Genomic DNA, 18807 nt, shown 5'->3' on the forward strand with positions numbered 1-18807 from the left:
TTAATTTTTATATTATAAAAAAGCAATCCTCATTTCTCCGACACCGATAATGCTGCAACTAATATCTCTATACAAATTTCATTCCACTTTGGATAATATAATGTAATCTCATTTGGTTTCACAAATACCATACTACTCGATTCGTACTCACCGCTAAAATCATACACTTCTGTAATATCCATCCGGTAAAACGGTTGATATCCTACCTTAGGCTATGGATCATTGGCATTCCAATTCGGGTTTTCACCATGGTTTACAGCAATATATCCAAGTAAAAGACATTCTCCTTTTACATATCCTTCTTCCTAATACATATTTTATTTTCACACAACAAAAACCTGCTACAAATTGGAGGTTATATAAAATGAACCTTACTTGTATTCTCTTTTAATTTTTATAAATAAGGGAATGCTATAAAAACACCCGTATAATAGGAGGTTTTATATATGAAACACGATTTTTTACAAGCCGTAAATCAAGCTATCGGTAAGGTTGAACATATTCATATTGAAGAAAGTGGCGCGGACAGCCTACTGATTCATCACGATGATGTAAGGCAATTGAAACAAGTTGCTGAAACGTTAGAAAATAACAATTTCCATTCCGTTATGAGGCAAAATGGGAATACATCTTTTATTGAAGTAGTAAACAGATAAAAAAAGTTCGGTCATATACCGAACTTTTTTTATCCTCTCAGCCCCTAAACCTATTTAAAAGTTTTGCAATACAATTCCGTTTCTGCCTTTATAGAGCATCCGTTTTTCAAAAAAACCTTTTGCATTTTTTCATTTGTCATATGGGTACTTCCTATATAATAGGTAGCTCCCATTTGCTTTAACAAACGTAAAGATTGAAGATGAATATGAGCACTAAGTCCTTTTCCACGTTCCTCTGGCAATAATCCGAAATAAAATAATCGTCCTTCCTCCTTCGTACCAGGTTCAATATGAGGAATAGATATTCCAATCGGTTGCTCCTTATCATAAAAGGCAATACATGATTTTTCCCAACCCTGGCCTAATTCTGCTTGTATAGCGTAAAAATGTTCATTGATATTAAGAATGGATGATTTATTATCTGACCCTAGCATACATCGCTCCCAAAGTGATTTAAATTCTTCTTCAGACAATGTCCCTTCATCTATAGAGCGAAAATTATACTGTTTCTCTGGAACTACGATACACGAAAGTTTGCGAAACACTTCTATTTTTGCTGCATAAAGCTGAAAACCAAATTCACGTAATATTTTTGCACTCGGAGTATAACTGTTAAAACTTTTATCTAGTAAAACACTCGCTCTTTTTACCTTCCAACTTGAGCAAACCTCTACAAATCTTTTTATCTTCTCTTTATAATTTTGAAGATCATACAGCGCATCTTCTTCAATTTCTTCAATTGTTACTGCATTTGGTAACCCATTTAATACTTTTTTGGAGGAACCAAATATGTTTTGAACCGTTGTAAGATTACACATTGTGTTCACCTTTCTATGCAAAAGTTAAAACTACCAATCATAGAGTACAAACATCCGAAATTATACTATTCGGGTTACCCCCATTAAATCCCTTTCAGTTCTAGAATAAAATGTTTTCAGTTTAATGAAAATTTAACCGTAAACATACAGATAAAAAATGGGCTCCTAGCATTTACATTTCCGTTTCATTCCGCCTACTTCTATAGCGAATTAATTAAGTGTAGCGTGAGACATACATCTATATAACGCTTCGGTAAATACAGATAACCCTTGTTTTTATGCCTATTCATAAAAAGCACGACACCCTTTCTCATTAACATAAGAGAACAGTAATGCACTTTTAATCTCAAGAATTTGAAATGTCTCCAAAACGAAAAATTTATTATTTTACAGTTATTTATGAGAATTCGACTCATTTTTTTCGTTTTTGGCGCAACCCATTTCTAAAGTTCATGGGCATATGACGAGAACCCAAAATGTATTCATTCATATTCACAGATGATATCTTTTTAGTTTACTTCTTATGCTGAAGCAGCAAGAAATTGTTGTACTTTGCGCATTAATTTGATATTTTATGGAAAGATATACTAGTAAGTATACGATTTGAACATTCTATTTTTTAGAGTGTAACAGGAGGAGAATGAATATGTCTGAAATTGAAGTAGGCGAAATTTTCACCCTTAGCGATGAGAGTAATGAGGAGCAGGAAGTTGAAGTGCTCGGAACGATGAATGTCGAAGGAGCAGAATACATTGCTGTTGGCTTTGTAGAAGACATTGAAACGGAAACAGAGGAAGACATTGATATCTTCTTTTTAAAAGTAGAAGAAGATAGTGAATTCTCATACATTGAGAGTGATGAGGAATTTGAAAAAGTATCTGCTGCGTTTGAGAAAATGATGGAAGAGCATGAATAATATTAGTTGGACACAAGAGGGGGATGCATATCACCCCTCTGTTTTTGCATATAAGGGTGCCGCCCATCTCCATCAAGCTAAGATGTTGAATTACCCCCAAAACGAAATTTTTCTCACCAAATTTATTTGCGTTAATTAAGTTCAACTTTTTTGTTTTTGTAGCATTTAATTTCATTAGGTTGAATACCCATTTTTTTGAGAATTTCCTGATTCATTTTAAGATGGAGGCGGAAATCCATAGCATTTCTCGAAACACTTTGCTAGATCACACTACTTGCATTCTTGCAATCTATATAACCATTATGTGCATTATGCATCAAAGGCTGTATTTTAACAGATTTACTAATCTCTTCACGGTGCTTTCTAATTTTACAAATCAATCCTAGAAAAAACGATCCAAATAACGAACTGCTGTTGGTTTGAAATAGTGTTTGATTAAAATGGAACTACAAACGCTGGATTTATAACATAAGAAAAACTCACATTTTGAAAAAAGATTGATCAAAATATGAGTTCGATTTGTTATTTGATGATTATTGTTTATAAAAATGGTTGATCATTTTTAGGTTCGTTTTGTTGAATGTTAGTGCTCGTTAACTGAATCAAATCGATTAATCTTTCAGATGTAATTTTTCTGAAATAAAAAATTGTTACTTCAATGGAGTATTTTTGGGTTTTATAACAGCATCTTTTTTCGGCATTAAGTCACCGTTTATACCTTTAAAAAAGAGAGGTAATCCTTCTGCTAAGACAGGGTGTATAACTTTAGTTGGATCTTGCCTTTGATGATGAATATGTAAATGAGGTTCTGAAGATGAACCGCTATTCCCAACACGTCCTATTACATCCCCTGGTTTTACATGATCTCCTACTTGAACAGAGATACTATCTTTTTTTAAATGGTTAAGTAAAAGATAAGTACCTGTTTCTTTTATTTTTATGTACACATGATTTCCTTCCATTGAATTAAAATTTTCTGATCCTGGTTTAATGTCAGCTTCATCATCTGAAACAGCAACTACTATTCCAGAAACCGGCGTATGAATTTCTTTATTCCATATTCCGTAATCTTCATTCCTATCACTTTTAATATTATATGGTTCCATTACTAAATCATATGCCCATCTCTCTGATGCCCATGTTGCATGAGGTAAATTATCTTTGACACTATCTCCCCCCCAACCAACTACAGTTTTTTCGGCTAAAGGCCAACTTACCGTTATAGATGGTTGTGCACGCTTAATATTGTTTGGATAAGCACAGAGAATAATATTCATGGTCATTAAAATTGGAAAGATTAATACTATGTTTATCATTACATTAATAAACAACTTTAAACTTTTTTTCTTTTTAACAATTAAAATGATAAACATGACAAAATTAATTAATAATCCTAGTGCTCCTATGATAGGTAAAACTAATTTGAGTATTGCCCATGAATACGCACCAAATATACCACCAATAAAAAAAGAACTGATCCATAATAGTAAAATGAGCCCTATTAACACACAATTTGGATAACCAATCTTTCGCAATAATTTTTTTAAAATAAACTACCCCTCCTTATATCTAAAATCTATTAGGATTAATATTTCAGTAGGCTCTTAACTCAATCTGTTCATCTATTGCCAAATAATAAGAACCATCCCCATTAAATATAACAATTTAAGGATAAAATTTCCATGCAACTTTAGGTGTAGATTCAGTCCGTTATTATTTTCTTATTAAGCAAATCTGTTCCTATAGTTAAAAAAGAAACCTACCCTTCGACAAAAATTATCTAAGGGAAAAAATATCGTAACATTTTTAGAAACGTCGTGACTTTATTCAAAACATCGCGACTTTATTTCAAATCCACAACTGCATCTTATTGAATAGAAAGTTCATTATTTGGTCTCTTTTGATGTACCCGTATAGGAAAAAGCAATTTCATATTGATAGTAAAGATAACTACAGAATAATTATGATGTTATGTAGCATATATATAGTCTAGTTGCCTGAACTATTAATCATAAAAAAATCATATCAGTAACACTCTAATACTTTTCTTTTACCATTTAGGTGTTACTCGTATAAGGCAATATATTTCTGTTTAATTCCTGTTTAAAAGGAGATGGTTGAATGAAGTTAAATCATTTGAATCTATGTGTTGATGATTTATCAGAAGCTAGGCATTTCTTTGAAACATTTTTTGATTTCCAATTTTTAGAGCAAAAAGGAAAAGCTCTTGTAGTCATGAGTGATGAAAATGGATTTATTCTCGTGTTAAGTGATCCAAAAGCATTCAAGGGAAACAAGGCTATTACATATCCTGAAGCTTTTCACATTGGTTTTTTGGTGGAAACTTCAAGTGAAGTTGATCAAGCATATAATCGTTTAGTTGCTGGAGGCATCGAAATAGATAAGGAACCTTATACAATGAGAGGTAGTAGTTACGGGTTTTACTTTACAGTATTTAATGGTTTATTAATTGAAGTTTCTTGCCTTGACTATAAAGATGGTAAGAAAGTTTCAAAAGCCAATGACACATTCCTTACATAACAACTTTCAACCGAACAAGTCATATCTCATATAAATTAGTTACGAAAAAGGTCTCTTTTTTCTATTCAGGGGCCTTTTATATTGAGTAGCGATCAAGAATATAAAATACCTTACGTACATAAAAATGAGGCTTCTACATAAGTTTTAAGCAAACTTTTTTATAAAATGAAATGTTCATCCATACAAAAAGAATCCATTTGTTCAAACCTTATTCCAAACCAATCCATTACATAAGTAAGCGTCAAATATTTTCCACCAGCCATTTGTATATAACCCATGAGATAATCTCTTTACACACTACATGTGGAGGTTTTTTATGGAAAAACACCTATTAGAAAAAGAATGGGAAGTTTAGTTTAGAAAACCTTGCAACAGAACCAAGTTAATAAGCGATTTTGACCCAAAGGCGGCAAAACATATTCCTCCGATAGCTTTGCGGTCTATTCATACATTACCAATTTAAGCCCATTATGATATAATTTTTGTAAAGAGAGGTGAATTTTTTGGAAAGGAAAAATCTGAAGGTATTCACTAAAATCTCGTTCTTTACAGCACTGACTACGATTATTGTTATACCAACCTCCCTATTCATTTCATCTATAACTTCGGACGAGAGTGTGGAATCTATCCTAAGTGTCTTTATATCACTTGCGTTTTTTACTTCCTTATTTGGCATTCCCTTGAGCATCGTTTCAATGTTCAGTAAAGAAAATTTAGCTAAAAGAAGTTTTGCTTTAATTGTAAATTCACTGCCAATCACTCTTTTTGTTTATGCTCTAATTATGGAATTTATAGATGAATTCCTTCGAATTGCACCTTAAATGAGTTCAAATAAAAAGGAAATATAAATAATTTTGAGTAATTAGCTATTAGGAAAAATGATATAGAAAGTCTTTACGTGGAGTGGCGAGAATGATTGACTTGTTTCTCAAAAACGGTTCATCAATCGCAGAGACTTGCCCATTAGCTTTCAGTTGTATTAACTAAATAAATATCGAAATATTCTCACGCCCAGTTTTTAGTAATGGTACCATCCGTTGTGACGTAACTATTAAACAATTTGAACTGGATTAAAAAATCGCACAAAAATTATTGCGGCGTTTACATGTATGAATCAACTTGAAAAGGAGTTTGTTTCATGAATATTACATCTCTTTCGACTTACTGTTTTATTATTACGTTTACTTACATAAAAAATATCCCGATACCTACAAAAGGACCGGAATATTTTTAAATCATATATAAAGATTACGTTTATTCATAATATAGTTAATATACTTAGCTGCACTGCTCTCGATATCTTCATCCTTTAGTTGATATTCCGCTCCATACAACGTAAATGTTGGTATAAATTTCATCCCCGTATATAGACAAGTCGCCTGGAATGGTTTTGTTAGTTCGTTCATTGTAAACCCATCTTTATACTGCGTCTCTAATCCCCCTATAGAAATCGCCAAACCAAACTCTTTATTACGTACTTTATCCCCTGTAGAACCATATGCAAAGCCGTACGTCAGCACATCATCAAACCACTTCTTTAATAATGGTGGTGAACTATACCAATAGAACGGAAATTGAAATATGTAACGATCGTGTTCTAATAATAACCTCTGTTCATAATCAACATCGAATTCCCAATTAGGAGCTGTTTTATATAATTCATGCACTGTTATCTCATTAGAATACTTTTCCAATTCTTCTTTCCATCTTTTATTAATCCGTGACTCTTCAATATTAGGATGTGCTACAATTACAAGTGTTTTCATCGATTATTTTCCCCCTTATAAAAAAATGAAATCCTTAAGTATTAGTATGTGTTAGTTACATATAATTGAAAAGTACGTACTTTCAGGTGCTATAGGAACCTCAAAGTACCTATGGAGGTGTAATATATAGATGAATCAGAATCATAACTTTCCTATCGCTACCACCCTTGAAGTCATCGGAGGAAAATGGAAGAGTAGTATTTTATGCATTCTCATGAGCGGAAAGAAACGGACACACGAACTGAAACGTGCAATCCCAGATATTACACAAAAAGTTCTGACGCAACAATTGCGACAACTTGAAGCTGATGGAATCATCCATCGTACTGTATATAAAGAAGTTCCACCAAGAGTTGAATATACAATAAGTGAATATGGAAAATCTTTAATTCAAATTATGAATGAAATGTGTGAATGGGGAAAAGATCATCAAGTCAAAAAATCAACAAAACAAAAGAACCCTTAAATGGGTTCTTTATATATCACTCTTGAAATTTCTTTTCAGTCATCTCTATTAATTCCTTTGTAAATTTATCATCCCAGGAAGAATCAATAAGTACCAACCCTTTAGAGATATTTAATATTAAGCCATTTGAAGGGACTGCGTCCCCATTAAAGTAACCAAGTTCTGTATGAACCCATACTTTTGAGTTTATCTGAGAGATTGAAATAGTCCTCTCCTGATTTTTAATTACGCTTTGTTCTTCTTTTACTACCGCATGCACTGGCTTTACAAAACTAGCAAACTGTCATCCCCCTAGTAAGGCTATGCACACCCCTACTTTTAACGCTTGTTCTTTTCTCATAATCATTACTTCCCCTCGTTTTGTCTGCACATTTTTATTTACTAGGAAGCTTTGATAGACGCTCCTTATAATTTTTAGATAATAAAATATTTAGCACACCTATCATATTATTTGTTTCTTGTCGTGCTTTTTCATATGCTTCTGAAAAGGCCACTTTATTTTCCTTTGTTTTTTCAATGTTTGCCACTTCACGCCAACTTTTCTTCATCATTTCATATTTTGCATATAACCCGGAATCTGTTTCAGATTGTGCTACTGGGGCCATATAATCAGATTCTCCACCTTTCCGAAGATATGCAAGTGCCCCTGTAATCTCATCATTTGAAAAATCACCTTGTCTTGCGGGTGCTTCTAATACACGAAGTGACCGAACAGATACGTATACAGCCTTTACAAGTGCTCTTTCTAAATTCGATATTTCATCCCATGGTTTATACTGAAAAGAAGGATCCTGTCCTCTAGTCATAAATGTAAACCCTTCTTTAATCAAATCAGTTGGCGCATTTTCCAGCGGCTCCCCTGTATGAACATTTACAATTAAATCCCCATAATTAGATATATCAGTTCTTCGACCATCTTCACTCGTAACACGGCGAATCGGATGATCTGTGTAAAGTATGTATCCACGTTTATCAATATGTTGCTTTAATTCCTCTACTGTTGTTGCAATTCCAATTTGTCCCTCTTCTTTCTTTTGTACTTCTTCTTTTTTCTCTGCAGAATTTTTTCCTTCTTGATTCAATGCCGTATTTTCTTTTTTCTCCTCTGCTGGCTTTACTGCTTCTTTTTCAGCACAAGCAGACAATGTTAATAATGCAACCATTGTTATTAGATTTAGTAACCGTCTAAATTTCATGTCATTTCCCCTCCATATTCATTATACATACAAAAATTAACAAAAACTAACATAATCTTCTTATCATTCATACTTTTCTAATTGTACAATTACATACTCTATTCCCTCTTGAAATGCGCTATTTGTCCAATAGAACATCTACGATTATTTTAATATCTGCGATGTAGCATAAAAAAAGAACTTGGTGTATCCCAAGTTCTTTCTCCTCTTTATTCATTAAAGATAACTTTTTAAACTTCTCTACAGTCTCAAAATAATAATCTGATTCCTTTTCCCTTTGCTTATTAATTCCCGGAATTTGATGGGACCAACCAGCTGCAAATGTAACGTTACAGCTTTTTGCTATTTCTAGTGCAGATTTTAAATCCTCTAATACAATAACTTCATCTTCACGTAAATTCCTACCTATTGCATTCCTTTCACTATTATTTCATGTTAGTGTCATATCATCCAACTTTATATCTTTACCACTCTCTATCTCGATTGATTTTCATCTTTTCCTGAAATGCTTCCTCTAAATCAATTTCTAATTTATTCGCTAAATCGCACACATTCCAAATTACATCAAACATCTCTAAGCCTATTTCTCTATTCGTATTCTGATCCTCATTTCGCTTTACGATTGCTTCTGCTAGTTCCCCTAATTCCGCCATTAAGTACATTGTACGCATTTCAATCGTTGTATTCTGAAATCCTTTTTCTTCACTGAAGTTTGCTACATACTGCTGAAATTCAGAAAGCTTCATTTTATATCCCTCTTCCCTTTTTATGAATTTCTTCTACCAATCTTCTATCTTCTTTATATTTGCAGCGATTTGGCTGCCCTTCTGCACGATGTATTCTTAAGCTATTTAACTCATATACAACTGAATATAACGTCCCAAAATTATATTTTTTTAGATTTAAACAGACATGTTCTTTACTATTCGATAAGATACCCTGTACACTTTCTCGATTTAACTGCGCATTTTTTCTTAACTGTTCCTCCATATAGATATATCTATTTTGGGATTTACTCCAATCATTATTAACATTTTGTTGTAAACCTATCATTTCTTTACTTACAAAATGATTTGTACAAATGATAAAATTTTCATCCTCTCTTGGTCTCCGTACAAACATGTTATGTGGCGCTTTTTCTACTACTGCCATATTTCCTGACCCGTCTGCTAATAAGTAATTATTACAAATTGAAGACGGGAATTCACTTATAATATGTATCGCCTCTTCTACCGTACTTGCATTTTCTAATATTTTGCGAACTGCCACATAAAAATTTAATCCCACTTCTTTATATTCACTTTGTACAAGCGTAATCGCCACTGCTAATCCTTGTTCATTCATCCCATCTACTTTCCCTAAAAACACATCAGAATGTCCAACATACGAATATTTCTCGTTAGGACAAACGAGTGAACTCTCCGTATATTTTTTCATATCTAAAATCAAATCATAGTTTCTTCCCATAATCACTTCTGAACCGTTATAACATGCAAATATACTACATTGCGCTTCTGGTTCGAATACGCCTATACTCAATATAAAAGAACTGACCTCTTCATACGTTACATAACAACCTTCAGCAAACCCTTTCATTTCTTCTATAAGTTCTGGGTAAAAGTCTTTTAATAAACCATGACTTTGTCTCCCAAATATTAATTTTTCTTCTGAAACTTTTGGGAATCGAAAACCATTTTTATATAAAATGCTTCCATAATGTTTTCCCATCTCATAATGTGTTCCCCGTAGCCTTGGGTGATACATATAACCCTCTCCTTTTCTCTTCCTAAGGATAAGGTATATCCTCCTGTAACAGGAGGGTCAATTAAGAATAGACCGGAACACACACTTTCGTTATAAAATGTAACGGATTATGTTTGGATGCCGGCCGAATGTTTTTATAATCGATTTGTTCAGTAAACACTCCCTGTTCATACACTTCAAAAGGTGAATCCCTTACTACATATCCCTTTTCCTCAATGAAATCCATTATTTTTTCATATGCAATTTCTAATTCCGAATACGGTCCTTTTACAATCGCGCAAATATGTTTTCCCCCCTCTAAACAACGAACATTTGAAAGTGCACGATCGTACTCTTTTATAGGTACACAAACTTCTAAATCTATCGGTGCATTCCCTTTATCAAATTGATGAAAAACTGTCATCATTTTCCCATCTGCTTCTAGCCCATATGCGTATAACCTTTCAAACAATTTTTTTACAGTAAAATCGATTTCTCGCATACATACTTTTTCACGAACGCCATAAATCCATTGTCTTTCCCGTATTTCTTCAAAGCATTCTGTTACATTTGAAACAGTTACAAACGGCTCATTTCTTTTCAAATCATTAATAGATTGATGAATCCCCTCCAAAGTTTGCTGTATTTTTATCATTTTCCGCTCTAACTGTAGAGCCTTTTCTTGCAAATGATTCACTAATCCGGTGTCATCATGACTTTCTATGACTTCCTGTATTTCTTGTAATGAAAAACCGAAACTCTTTAGCTTTTTTATATATTGTAACGTTTTTATTTGCCCATAATCATAATACCGATATCCTGTTACAGAATCAGTATGCAAAGGTTTTACAAGATGAATTGCATCATAGTGATGTAACGTTTTTATAGATACACCACATATTGTTGAAAACTGTCCAACTGTATACATGTACGATCCCAGCCTTTATTTTCAAATTATTTCCTATCAAACTATATTTTACTATATAACGTATTTATTTTTTCACTCAACTTATTTTAATCTATATGTGTACCTTATTGAACTAATGGTCAGAATAGTTGAACACCGCCCTTAATTGCTATAATATTCAAACTATAATAAACCATAACAGTATTTAAACTTTAGGGGGAGATTTATATGTCTTTAAAAGCAGGAGATATCATTACGTTTGAACGAACTTTTTCAGTAAGGGACGTTGAATTATTCACAGAGGTTTCAGGTGATGAAGGGATTCACCATATAACACTAGATGAACAGGGAAGACTTGTAATTCAAGGATTACTAACGGCAACTCTACCAACGAAAATAGGTGGAGATAATAACGTACTGGCTCGTACTATGAATTTTGAGTTTTTAAGACCTGTATTTACAGGGGATACGATAATTTGTGAAGTTAAAATTGAAAAGTACGAAAGGCAAGAAAATAATAGAACAGCTATTATTACATCCTTTTCATGTGAAAATCAAAATGAAAAAGTAGTATTAAAAGGCAACTTTTCAGGTGTAATACTTTAAATACTAATTGTTCCGTCACTCCACCATTCAATGAATTGCTTTAAAGAAGGAACAACCTAAGTACGACTATCATCTTCGTGATTCCAGACATAACTTATAATCATTAAGTAAAGAACCCCCCTGATTTCAATTAAAAAGCAGGAGGTTTTGGTATTTTAATAGCCTTAGCGAAATGAATAAACTATTTTTGCTTATTCAAGAAAAACAATGATTAATTGAAAAAGAAATACGGATTAACGAATTTTAGCCTTGCGGAAACCATCAAATGCACTGATTACTGCAGATATTGTAAAGATGAAAATACCACCGCCAACTATCCATGTTTTAAATTGATTAGTAGTAATAGTAAATACATCCGCCATATACGTAATGAAATCTTTGTTTAATAAATTAGGATTTAATAATATTACAATGAATACAACGGTTCCAATTAGCTGAAGGACCGCATTGCATATTGCCATTCTTTGCGTCCATTGTCCCTTTATTAATTTATAAAGGGACAATGCTATTTCTAAACCTATCATTATAACAACGATTGGCCAATATCGAAGCAAAACATCCTGACTGAAAGTTGGCGCTACAAATTCAAGTCCGTTTCTACCTCCTTCATATACACCTACAAGATGATTCGCATAAAAATAAAGAGTTGACCAAATTGCAGTCCACAATAAACTTCCAAATACCTCGCCCTTTGAAATCGTTTTTTTCTTAGGGACATTAGGGATATTTTTCAAATCATCAGGAGTCCATTTTTTAAGGCTTGCTGTTAATGGCTGCTCATCTCTTCCATTATCTGTTCTTTCTAAAATAGCAAACACAACTGTTAACCAAAAGAATACTTGGATCCCAACTTCAATGATGGTCCATGCTCCTTTGCCCATAAGACTCAAAACAATATTTATAACCGCTTGTTCTCCACTATATCCAATAAAATATACGGCAATCATCGAAATTAACGAAACGACAGCGGCAATCGGTAAAATCATTTTTAATAGCGCCACATATACATCAAAATAACGTGGACCAATTAAGTGCATTGGCCGATCTCGATAACCACTAGCCAATGTGACTGGACTCCCTAATTTTTCAAGAACCGCCTTTACATCTTCTTCACTGTAATCATCAGGAAGCATATCCTCTATGGTTGATCGTAACTCAAGTGTAATATCTTCACGATTTTTTTCAGGTAGCCTTCTTGTAACTTCCTGAATATAAATCTCAATTAGATTCATCATCTTCTTCCCCTTCTAATAAGTTATAGAGCTTTTTTGAATTCTCCATCCATTCCCTTCTTAACTGTAAAAAGATATCTAGCCCATATTCACTTAGAACATAATATTTACGAGGTCTACTTTCAGATGTATCCCAACTACTTGTCACCAAATTCTGTTTCTCTAATCGGCGAAGCAATGGATATAAAGTACTTTGATCAATCGTAATACCTGATTCCTCCAATAACTGAACAAGTGAATATCCATACTGTGGTGTTCGTAATTGACTTAAAACGGCTAATGTCAATGTTCCTCTCCTAAGCTCTGTCGTTAACGAATTCAATAAATTACTCATTCACCCACCTCATTTTTATTACTATATGTCATACAGTATTTAATTTATGCTATGCAACATACACCATTGTTGTGAGAGAAATATTTTAAATTTAGAAATAAAAAGAAACCAGAAATTAGNNCTAATTTCTGGTTTCTTTTTTAGTTTTACTTTAGATGTGCAGAAAGTCATGATTTTATAGGCACGCAGATTTCGCAATAATGATCGCGAACCATCTCTCCAATGTATCTTTCGAAAATTGGCCGAGCGTCAATCTGATAACCATAGTTTGACAACGCAGAAAAAATTTCGCTCCACGCTTTTTGAATATCTTCAGCTGTGTGTTTGACTTTGAAAATCGCATATTTCCCACCAAAAAGTTTGCTTTCACCGACGAGATCATCAATTTGATAATCGTCTGAAATAACGATACCGGCATCGTATCGGCAGTTTTCAGGCAGTGTTGTTTCAGGGGTGTCATGTGAAATCCCAAGAATTATTGATGTGCTAGAGAAAAGATTTTTTTCCGCAGCCCATTGCTTTAATTTTTGCATCGCTTGAACATTAGCAGGACCATATGGACCAACTTGTCGTACATATGCGATGCGATATTGTGGAAGAGTTTCGACCTTAATATTCATATTTTTTATTTCCTTTCTGCATCAATATTTACTACATTTCAAATGCTATCACAATATAAAAATAGAATCATTTGATTTTTTAAAATTTTGAAACACCAAAATCACCAATGAAATTCTACTCCTAATCTAGTTAAATACGATACACCCCTCCCCCTCTATATTCCCCTTTATTTTACATCCAGTTTATAATATAGTGATTATAATAGTATGGAGGAAGAATAATCATATGATACTCAAAACACTACATATATATGAAAAAATGAATCAATATTCGGTATCCGGACTAAGCTTAGCTATTATTCGTAACGGAAAATTAGAACACACTGAAGGTTTTGGCTCACTTGAGTTGGGTACAGCTAGGAAGGTTAACGTAAATTCTATTTTTAGCGCTTGTTCTATAAGTAAATTCCTCACAGCGATGCTCGTATTGAAATTAGCAAATCAAGGGATACTGAACTTAGATGAAGATGTGAATAATAAACTTGTATCTTGGAAAGTTCCTGAGAATAAGTTTACTAGTAGCAAAAAAGTTACCTTACGAAATCTATTAAGTCATCAATCAGGAATCATTGATCCACCTGAAAGCTTTGATATATATCATTCTACAAAAGGAAAACCTACCATTCTTCAAATTCTTCAAGGTCAAACATTTTATTGCCCAGTCCCAATTGAAGTGCAATATGAACCGGACAGTACCTTTCACTATTCAGATGCAGGATTTTGTATAATAGAACAACTCATAGAAGACGTTACTGGGGAACCTTTTAATCTTTTATTACAAAAATTCATATTTGATCCTTTACATATGAATAACAGTACACTCCTGCACCCAATGCAAGATACGACAAATAATCCTTTCGCTTGTGGTCACGATAAAAACGGACATGTGGTAGATGGAAAATATCCATCCTATCCATATTCAGCTGCTGCAGGAGTTTGGTCAACTCCGACAGATTTATCCACTTTAGTAATAGAAGTCATCCAGTCTTTACAAAGCAAAAGCAAACTCGGTCTTTCCTCCAAAATCGTCAAAGATATGATTTCTCCACAAGGTTGTTCAAAGTGGACTGGATTGGGTATATTTCTTGACACTCCAAACCAAGAAATAGAAATTTCTTCACTTGGTTGGGGCGTTGGGTTTCAATGTTTAATGCTTGCATATCCTTATAGAGGTACTGGCGCTGTCATTATGACAAACTCGGATTTAGGTGTTCATCAAAACGAGGGGATTATTGGAGAGATTGTTAACTTATTAAAACTATAAGAAGCTTTAGTAACAGGCCTATAATAAAAAAGCTAGCAAAAAGCTAGCTTTTTTCGTTCTGACAAGCATAGAAAGATCCAATACTACACAGAATGTAGAGCACTTAAAGCCGATTCTTCATCTGCTAAAAAGAATACTGCCTTCCCTTTATTACATTCATATATAAAATCCGCAAGACTTTTACTATTATATACACTGAAATCCCCGACAATAGCTAATTTTACGCCGTAGTTCATATACTTTTGTAAAATTTCACCCGCTAGACGAGTTCTTAAGTTGAAAAATTCCTCTGTAATATTCATTTTTTTCATCAATATTTTTTGGCAATCATGCTCATAATTGATGGATGCCATTAAGTCTAATGCTCCTTGTACATCACCTATTACGATATCAGTACTTTCTATAATGGCAACTTTAGAATTATCTTTTTCATGAATACTTATTTTCATCTGTATCCCTACCTAACAATAGATTTTTCATTACATTATGATTCCTCTTTTTTCTTTATATAATATTTTTAGCTACAATCTTGAGATGCTCAGGGGCGATGATTTCCTTTATATTTTCTTGAAGATCCTCGTGTAGCATGTCTTCAAGATACTCCAATGATACTTCAAGAGGTGTACACTCTAGTGTTTCAATGTTTAATAGGGAATAATGTTCTTTTTTCTTTATTACCATGTACCGATTCTCTTCCGTTAAAAGTAAAGAACCTAATCGAATTCCGAATAAACGTTGATCATCAAATTTCATACTATATACCTCTCTCCATTGATAAACATACTTTAATATTATTTATACACAAATCAATATCCATATTATAACTTTAACAGAATATATATCTAAATAACATAAAAATTGGTATTATCGTCTTTATACATGCAACCGACACTACACTTTTTATATGCAAGATTCTTAATACTCCATATATTACGGTGTAAAAAAACTTTCTCAACATATAAAAATCATTTTTTAGTTTTCTAAATTATCAGAATATATTATAATGAATTTAATAAAAGTTTGACCTCTCCTAATTATGTACATATTGCTGATCGGTAGGAATTGCTACCGATCTATTTTTTTATTAACATTAAATCTTCTTTTCGAATAATTGAAAATAAAAACTCTGCATCTCGGCCCACACCACAAAGAAGCGCGGACCCTCTTTGATGTTGCCAAGGCAATCCAATATAATATAACCCTTGCATCCCGCTAACGCCTCTTGTATGAACGGGTAATCCTGCTTGATTCACTGCACCTTCTACGTCAATCCAATGATAATTTGGTATAAATCCTGTAGACCATACTACATTCTGAACCTGGCATGTGTTATCATCTGAAAACACTACTTTGTTCCGCAATGCATTTACGACCTTAGACTTCACTGGTATTGTTCCATTACGAATAAGCTCTCTACATTCATAACCAAATATAGGATCTTTCTGCTTCTGAAACCACCTTCCCCGCCTTGTATGGGTTCCTGCATATAATAATCCTATTTTCTCAAGCCAGGAAAAAATACTCCTTCCCATTATTTTTAGTGGTAAAAAAGAAAGCGGATGACTTATCGCAATCGTAACATCACGAGATTTCGCAAGTTCTACTGCAATTTGTGCACCTGAGTTTCCTCCCCCAACTACAAGAACTGCTCCTTCTGGAATTTGCTTTGGTGATTGATATTGTGAAGAATGAATTTGAAAGATATCATTTGAAAGATTTTGAGAAATGGAAGGAATGAAAGGTTGATCAAAAGCGCCTGATGCGATAATAACACGTTTGGATCGTAGTACTTCTTTAGGCGTATAAACCTCAAATTCATCCTCTCTCTTTCTTACTTTAAAAACATTTGTTTGTAGCCTCACTGGTAAAGAAAAACGCTGTGCATACGCTTCTAAATAATTGGAGATTTCATCTTTAGTAGGAAATTCATTTTGATTTCCCTCTAGCTTCATACCCGGCAGTGTACAATAAGCTCTTGGTGTAAACAATTGTAAAGAATCGTATCGCTTTCTCCATGAATCACCAATTCTTTTTTCTCCATCTAATAATACAAAATTATAGTTTCCTTGCCGCAAGTAATACCCCATAACCAAACCTGCTTGACCAGCTCCTACTATAATTACATCTAACACTTTTTATCCCCTCGTTTCATGTCACAAAACATATGAATATTTGTTCATATGTTCATATGTTTGATTTCATCATATACATTTTCTTTTTACTAATCAAGGAAAATGATTCTTTTTCTGCTCAACCTGTAAATCTAAAAAAAACACAATATTGGTGATAAGAAATTTTTCACTACCAATATTGTGCTTTAAAATTTGATAAAAGTAACACTTTAAGTAACTCATTTTTTACTCTCTTTTTGAAATACCACTAGACATATGTTTTTACATTCTCTTTATTTATAAACATCTGCCGCAAGCTCTTGTAATCATTTGAAAAATTAAATTGGAAACCGTGTCTGAAAGGACATAGCTGAACCGTTCTCCCCAGCCTACTTGTTTCTTCATCCTGACAATCCGCTTTTTCGATAAAGTAAAAATTCCATCAGTGAGGAATTTTCTTCATCCCTCACTGATGGAAAGCTCTCACCAATCGAGCACATGCCCGTGAATCGCAGAATAATATTAAGCAAACACTCGCTTGATCTCTTTTGCAATTTCATTCATTAAATCTTCTGCTTGCGGATATAAACCACTTTTATCCATAAAAGCATGATCTGTACCATTGTACTGAATCAGCTTCGTAGGAACCCCGCTACGTACTAGTTTTGCCGCGTAAGCTTCACACTCTACTTTTAAATAATCAAATTCGGCAGTTACAATTAGCGTCTCCGGCATTCCGCTTAATTGATCCGACAACAGTGGAGAAACATGGGGATCTGTGATTTCCGCATTATTTTGCAAATAGATTTGGAAGATCCCCCTACTACTTTCACCCAATGCTGTAACCAGTGGCGTGATTATCTCTACATGGTTACGAATCTCATACTGATCAATGCTCCAGTTGAAATCCTCGGTTTGGACGCCGGCCATATTTACTGACGGATAAATAAGCGCCTGAAATTTAATCATTTCCGTCCCATTCTCACGATCCATTAACGCACAGACTGTAGACAAATTCCCCCCCGCACTGTCTCCAGATATGGCAATTTGCTGTGGATTCACACGAATTTCTTCAGCGTGCTCATACACCCATGTTACGGATTCGAAACAATCTGTTAGACCTGCTGGATATGGATGCTCAGGGGCTAAGCGATAATCAACGGAAATAACAACGGCACCTGCCTTTTCTGCCAATGCTTTACACGGATTTTCCACGACGTCAACACTTCCGGCTATGAATCCTCCGCCGTGAATGAAGACAACAGCAGGCAGAATCCCTTCATTAGAAGGCGTATAGATCCGCAGAGGAATCGGCCCATTTGTGCCATCAATTGTTTTATAAGTGGTTTCGACTTTACTTTTCGTAACATCGTCATTGTTCCAACCAAACATAGCTCGCATTCCTTTAACAAAGCCCATAGTATCTGAAGGGTCAAATGGCTGGTTTTCCATCGCAGCCATTTTTTCTGCCGTTTGTAAAGTCACACCGAGGACTCGAGGGTCTAATTCACCAATCGCATCAGAATCAGGAATCGGTTTAGCAATAAAATCGAATCCTCTTTTTTTGACAACTGGTATCTCCTCGCTCAGTTTAGAAACTAGATTAACGTAAGAAGTTGTATTACTCATCA

General features: G+C 33.9%; 21 protein-coding genes and 3 pseudogenes. 7 read left to right on the top strand and 17 right to left on the bottom strand.

The genetic code is table 11. From position 1 onward, the window contains the following. Positions 1–29 precede the first annotated feature (29 nt). A pseudogene (locus tag CN288_RS16800) lies at positions 30–305 on the bottom strand (NUDIX hydrolase); the annotation flags it as partial. A gap of 141 nt (positions 306–446) precedes the next feature. On the opposite strand from CN288_RS16800, the gene CN288_RS16805 reads away from it, so the two are divergent. Next, positions 447–656: a hypothetical protein gene (locus CN288_RS16805; protein WP_026593222.1), complete on the top strand. Its 210-nt coding sequence runs from the start codon at positions 447–449 to the stop codon at positions 654–656. 50 nt (positions 657–706) lie between these two features. Here the strand turns inward: CN288_RS16805 and CN288_RS16810 are convergent, their stop codons facing one another. Next, positions 707–1474 (bottom strand): GNAT family N-acetyltransferase, encoded by a 768-nt coding sequence (locus CN288_RS16810; protein ID WP_098302671.1) that lies wholly within the window; start codon positions 1472–1474, stop codon positions 707–709. 646 nt (positions 1475–2120) lie between these two features. Here CN288_RS16810 and CN288_RS16815 point away from each other — a divergent pair. Then, a complete protein-coding gene (locus CN288_RS16815; RefSeq protein WP_026593224.1) occupies positions 2121–2390 on the top strand; it encodes a DUF1292 domain-containing protein in 270 nt (89 codons plus the stop codon). A 650-nt stretch (positions 2391–3040) separates the two neighbouring features. Here the strand turns inward: CN288_RS16815 and CN288_RS16820 are convergent. Continuing rightward, entirely contained in the window at positions 3041–3925 is an 885-nt protein-coding gene (locus CN288_RS16820; RefSeq protein WP_255259990.1) for a M23 family metallopeptidase, read from the bottom strand. A 586-nt stretch (positions 3926–4511) separates the two neighbouring features. Between CN288_RS16820 and CN288_RS16830 the strand changes: the two genes are divergently transcribed. Beyond that, positions 4512–4931: a VOC family protein gene (locus CN288_RS16830; protein WP_098302673.1), complete on the top strand. Its 420-nt coding sequence runs from the start codon at positions 4512–4514 to the stop codon at positions 4929–4931. A gap of 451 nt (positions 4932–5382) precedes the next feature. Here CN288_RS16830 and CN288_RS28855 read toward each other — a convergent pair whose 3' ends face one another. Continuing rightward, positions 5383–5691, bottom strand: a complete 309-nt coding sequence (locus CN288_RS28855) for a sodium:proton antiporter (protein ID WP_176527686.1) — start codon at positions 5689–5691, stop codon at positions 5383–5385. A 242-nt stretch (positions 5692–5933) separates the two neighbouring features. On the opposite strand from CN288_RS28855, the pseudogene CN288_RS29660 reads away from it, so the two are divergent. Then, positions 5934–6073: pseudogene (locus CN288_RS29660) on the top strand (enoyl-CoA hydratase); the annotation flags it as partial. A gap of 93 nt (positions 6074–6166) precedes the next feature. On the opposite strand, the gene CN288_RS16840 reads toward CN288_RS29660, so the two are convergent. Then, a complete protein-coding gene (locus tag CN288_RS16840; protein WP_026593228.1) occupies positions 6167–6697 on the bottom strand; it encodes an NAD(P)H-dependent oxidoreductase in 531 nt (176 codons plus the stop codon). A 130-nt stretch (positions 6698–6827) separates the two neighbouring features. On the opposite strand from CN288_RS16840, the gene CN288_RS16845 reads away from it, so the two are divergent. Further along, positions 6828–7163: a winged helix-turn-helix transcriptional regulator gene (locus CN288_RS16845; RefSeq protein ID WP_026593229.1), complete on the top strand. Its 336-nt coding sequence runs from the start codon at positions 6828–6830 to the stop codon at positions 7161–7163. Positions 7164–7182: 19 nt separating this feature from the next. On the opposite strand, the pseudogene CN288_RS16850 reads toward CN288_RS16845, so the two are convergent. The 5 genes and pseudogenes from CN288_RS16850 to CN288_RS16875 all read right to left on the bottom strand — a co-directional run. Continuing rightward, positions 7183–7503: pseudogene (locus CN288_RS16850) on the bottom strand (subclass B1 metallo-beta-lactamase); the annotation flags it as partial. A gap of 34 nt (positions 7504–7537) precedes the next feature. After that, positions 7538–8359 (bottom strand): hypothetical protein, encoded by an 822-nt coding sequence (locus CN288_RS16855; protein ID WP_098302674.1) that lies wholly within the window; start codon positions 8357–8359, stop codon positions 7538–7540. Positions 8360–8823: 464 nt separating this feature from the next. Further along, complete coding sequence (locus tag CN288_RS16865) at positions 8824–9105, bottom strand: MazG nucleotide pyrophosphohydrolase domain-containing protein (RefSeq protein ID WP_026593232.1); 282 nt, start codon at positions 9103–9105, stop codon at positions 8824–8826. Between the two features lies 1 nt (position 9106). Then, positions 9107–10123 carry a C45 family autoproteolytic acyltransferase/hydolase gene (locus tag CN288_RS16870; RefSeq protein WP_026593233.1) on the bottom strand — a complete coding sequence of 339 codons (1017 nt, stop codon included), beginning with the start codon at positions 10121–10123 and terminating at the stop codon, positions 9107–9109. A 61-nt stretch (positions 10124–10184) separates the two neighbouring features. Further along, positions 10185–11030 carry a MerR family transcriptional regulator gene (locus CN288_RS16875; RefSeq protein WP_026593234.1) on the bottom strand — a complete coding sequence of 282 codons (846 nt, stop codon included), beginning with the start codon at positions 11028–11030 and terminating at the stop codon, positions 10185–10187. A 207-nt stretch (positions 11031–11237) separates the two neighbouring features. Between CN288_RS16875 and CN288_RS16880 the strand changes: the two genes are divergently transcribed. After that, positions 11238–11615: an FAS1-like dehydratase domain-containing protein gene (locus tag CN288_RS16880; protein ID WP_098302675.1), complete on the top strand. Its 378-nt coding sequence runs from the start codon at positions 11238–11240 to the stop codon at positions 11613–11615. A gap of 233 nt (positions 11616–11848) precedes the next feature. On the opposite strand, the gene CN288_RS16885 is transcribed toward CN288_RS16880, so the two are convergent. From CN288_RS16885 to CN288_RS16895, 3 genes are all read right to left on the bottom strand, one after another. Continuing rightward, positions 11849–12847: an HAAS signaling domain-containing protein gene (locus CN288_RS16885; protein WP_026593236.1), complete on the bottom strand. Its 999-nt coding sequence runs from the start codon at positions 12845–12847 to the stop codon at positions 11849–11851. Next, positions 12834–13181, bottom strand: a complete 348-nt coding sequence (locus tag CN288_RS16890; protein ID WP_026593237.1) for a PadR family transcriptional regulator — start codon at positions 13179–13181, stop codon at positions 12834–12836. The genes CN288_RS16885 and CN288_RS16890 overlap by 14 nt, the downstream gene beginning before the upstream one ends. A 167-nt stretch (positions 13182–13348) precedes the next feature. After that, complete coding sequence (locus tag CN288_RS16895) at positions 13349–13801, bottom strand: AraC family transcriptional regulator (protein WP_026593238.1); 453 nt, start codon at positions 13799–13801, stop codon at positions 13349–13351. A 226-nt stretch (positions 13802–14027) separates the two neighbouring features. On the opposite strand from CN288_RS16895, the gene CN288_RS16900 reads away from it, so the two are divergent. After that, complete coding sequence (locus tag CN288_RS16900) at positions 14028–15065, top strand: serine hydrolase domain-containing protein (RefSeq protein WP_098302676.1); 1038 nt, start codon at positions 14028–14030, stop codon at positions 15063–15065. Between the two features lie 83 nt (positions 15066–15148). Here CN288_RS16900 and CN288_RS16905 read toward each other — a convergent pair whose 3' ends face one another. The 4 genes from CN288_RS16905 to CN288_RS16920 all read right to left on the bottom strand — a co-directional run bounded on the left by CN288_RS16905 (position 15149) and on the right by CN288_RS16920 (position 18805). Continuing rightward, positions 15149–15514 carry a DUF4180 domain-containing protein gene (locus CN288_RS16905; RefSeq protein ID WP_026593240.1) on the bottom strand — a complete coding sequence of 122 codons (366 nt, stop codon included), beginning with the start codon at positions 15512–15514 and terminating at the stop codon, positions 15149–15151. Between the two features lie 55 nt (positions 15515–15569). Further along, positions 15570–15818, bottom strand: a complete 249-nt coding sequence (locus tag CN288_RS16910; RefSeq protein ID WP_098302677.1) for a hypothetical protein — start codon at positions 15816–15818, stop codon at positions 15570–15572. Positions 15819–16138: 320 nt separating this feature from the next. Next, positions 16139–17197: a flavin-containing monooxygenase gene (locus CN288_RS16915; RefSeq protein WP_098302678.1), complete on the bottom strand. Its 1059-nt coding sequence runs from the start codon at positions 17195–17197 to the stop codon at positions 16139–16141. A gap of 501 nt (positions 17198–17698) precedes the next feature. After that, the gene (locus tag CN288_RS16920; RefSeq protein ID WP_098302679.1) at positions 17699–18805 is read right to left on the bottom strand and encodes an alpha/beta hydrolase; all 1107 of its coding nucleotides are present in this window, start codon (positions 18803–18805) and stop codon (positions 17699–17701) included. Positions 18806–18807 lie beyond the last annotated feature (2 nt).

Origin of the sequence: Bacillus sp. AFS023182 (genome assembly GCF_002560575.1) — a bacterium.
Classification (GTDB): Bacteria; Bacillota; Bacilli; order Bacillales; family Bacillaceae_G; genus Bacillus_A; species Bacillus_A arachidis.

Bases quoted from the DNA above. Each gene is read 5' to 3' on its own strand.
- CN288_RS16805 (WP_026593222.1), top strand. From the start codon at position 447: ATGAAACACGATTTTTTACAAGCCGTAAATCAAGCTATCGGTAAGGTT.
- CN288_RS16810 (WP_098302671.1), bottom strand. From the start codon at position 1,474: ATGTGTAATCTTACAACGGTTCAAAACATATTTGGTTCCTCCAAAAAA.
- CN288_RS16815 (WP_026593224.1), top strand. From the start codon at position 2,121: ATGTCTGAAATTGAAGTAGGCGAAATTTTCACCCTTAGCGATGAGAGT.
- CN288_RS16830 (WP_098302673.1), top strand. From the start codon at position 4,512: ATGAAGTTAAATCATTTGAATCTATGTGTTGATGATTTATCAGAAGCT.
- CN288_RS16840 (WP_026593228.1), bottom strand. From the start codon at position 6,697: ATGAAAACACTTGTAATTGTAGCACATCCTAATATTGAAGAGTCACGG.
- CN288_RS16845 (WP_026593229.1), top strand. From the start codon at position 6,828: ATGAATCAGAATCATAACTTTCCTATCGCTACCACCCTTGAAGTCATC.
- CN288_RS16855 (WP_098302674.1), bottom strand. From the start codon at position 8,359: ATGAAATTTAGACGGTTACTAAATCTAATAACAATGGTTGCATTATTA.
- CN288_RS16865 (WP_026593232.1), bottom strand. From the start codon at position 9,105: ATGAAGCTTTCTGAATTTCAGCAGTATGTAGCAAACTTCAGTGAAGAA.
- CN288_RS16870 (WP_026593233.1), bottom strand. From the start codon at position 10,123: ATGTATCACCCAAGGCTACGGGGAACACATTATGAGATGGGAAAACAT.
- CN288_RS16875 (WP_026593234.1), bottom strand. From the start codon at position 11,030: ATGTATACAGTTGGACAGTTTTCAACAATATGTGGTGTATCTATAAAA.
- CN288_RS16880 (WP_098302675.1), top strand. From the start codon at position 11,238: ATGTCTTTAAAAGCAGGAGATATCATTACGTTTGAACGAACTTTTTCA.
- CN288_RS16885 (WP_026593236.1), bottom strand. From the start codon at position 12,847: ATGAATCTAATTGAGATTTATATTCAGGAAGTTACAAGAAGGCTACCT.
- CN288_RS16890 (WP_026593237.1), bottom strand. From the start codon at position 13,181: ATGAGTAATTTATTGAATTCGTTAACGACAGAGCTTAGGAGAGGAACA.
- CN288_RS16895 (WP_026593238.1), bottom strand. From the start codon at position 13,801: ATGAATATTAAGGTCGAAACTCTTCCACAATATCGCATCGCATATGTA.
- CN288_RS16900 (WP_098302676.1), top strand. From the start codon at position 14,028: ATGATACTCAAAACACTACATATATATGAAAAAATGAATCAATATTCG.
- CN288_RS16905 (WP_026593240.1), bottom strand. From the start codon at position 15,514: ATGAAAATAAGTATTCATGAAAAAGATAATTCTAAAGTTGCCATTATA.
- CN288_RS16910 (WP_098302677.1), bottom strand. From the start codon at position 15,818: ATGAAATTTGATGATCAACGTTTATTCGGAATTCGATTAGGTTCTTTA.
- CN288_RS16920 (WP_098302679.1), bottom strand. From the start codon at position 18,805: ATGAGTAATACAACTTCTTACGTTAATCTAGTTTCTAAACTGAGCGAG.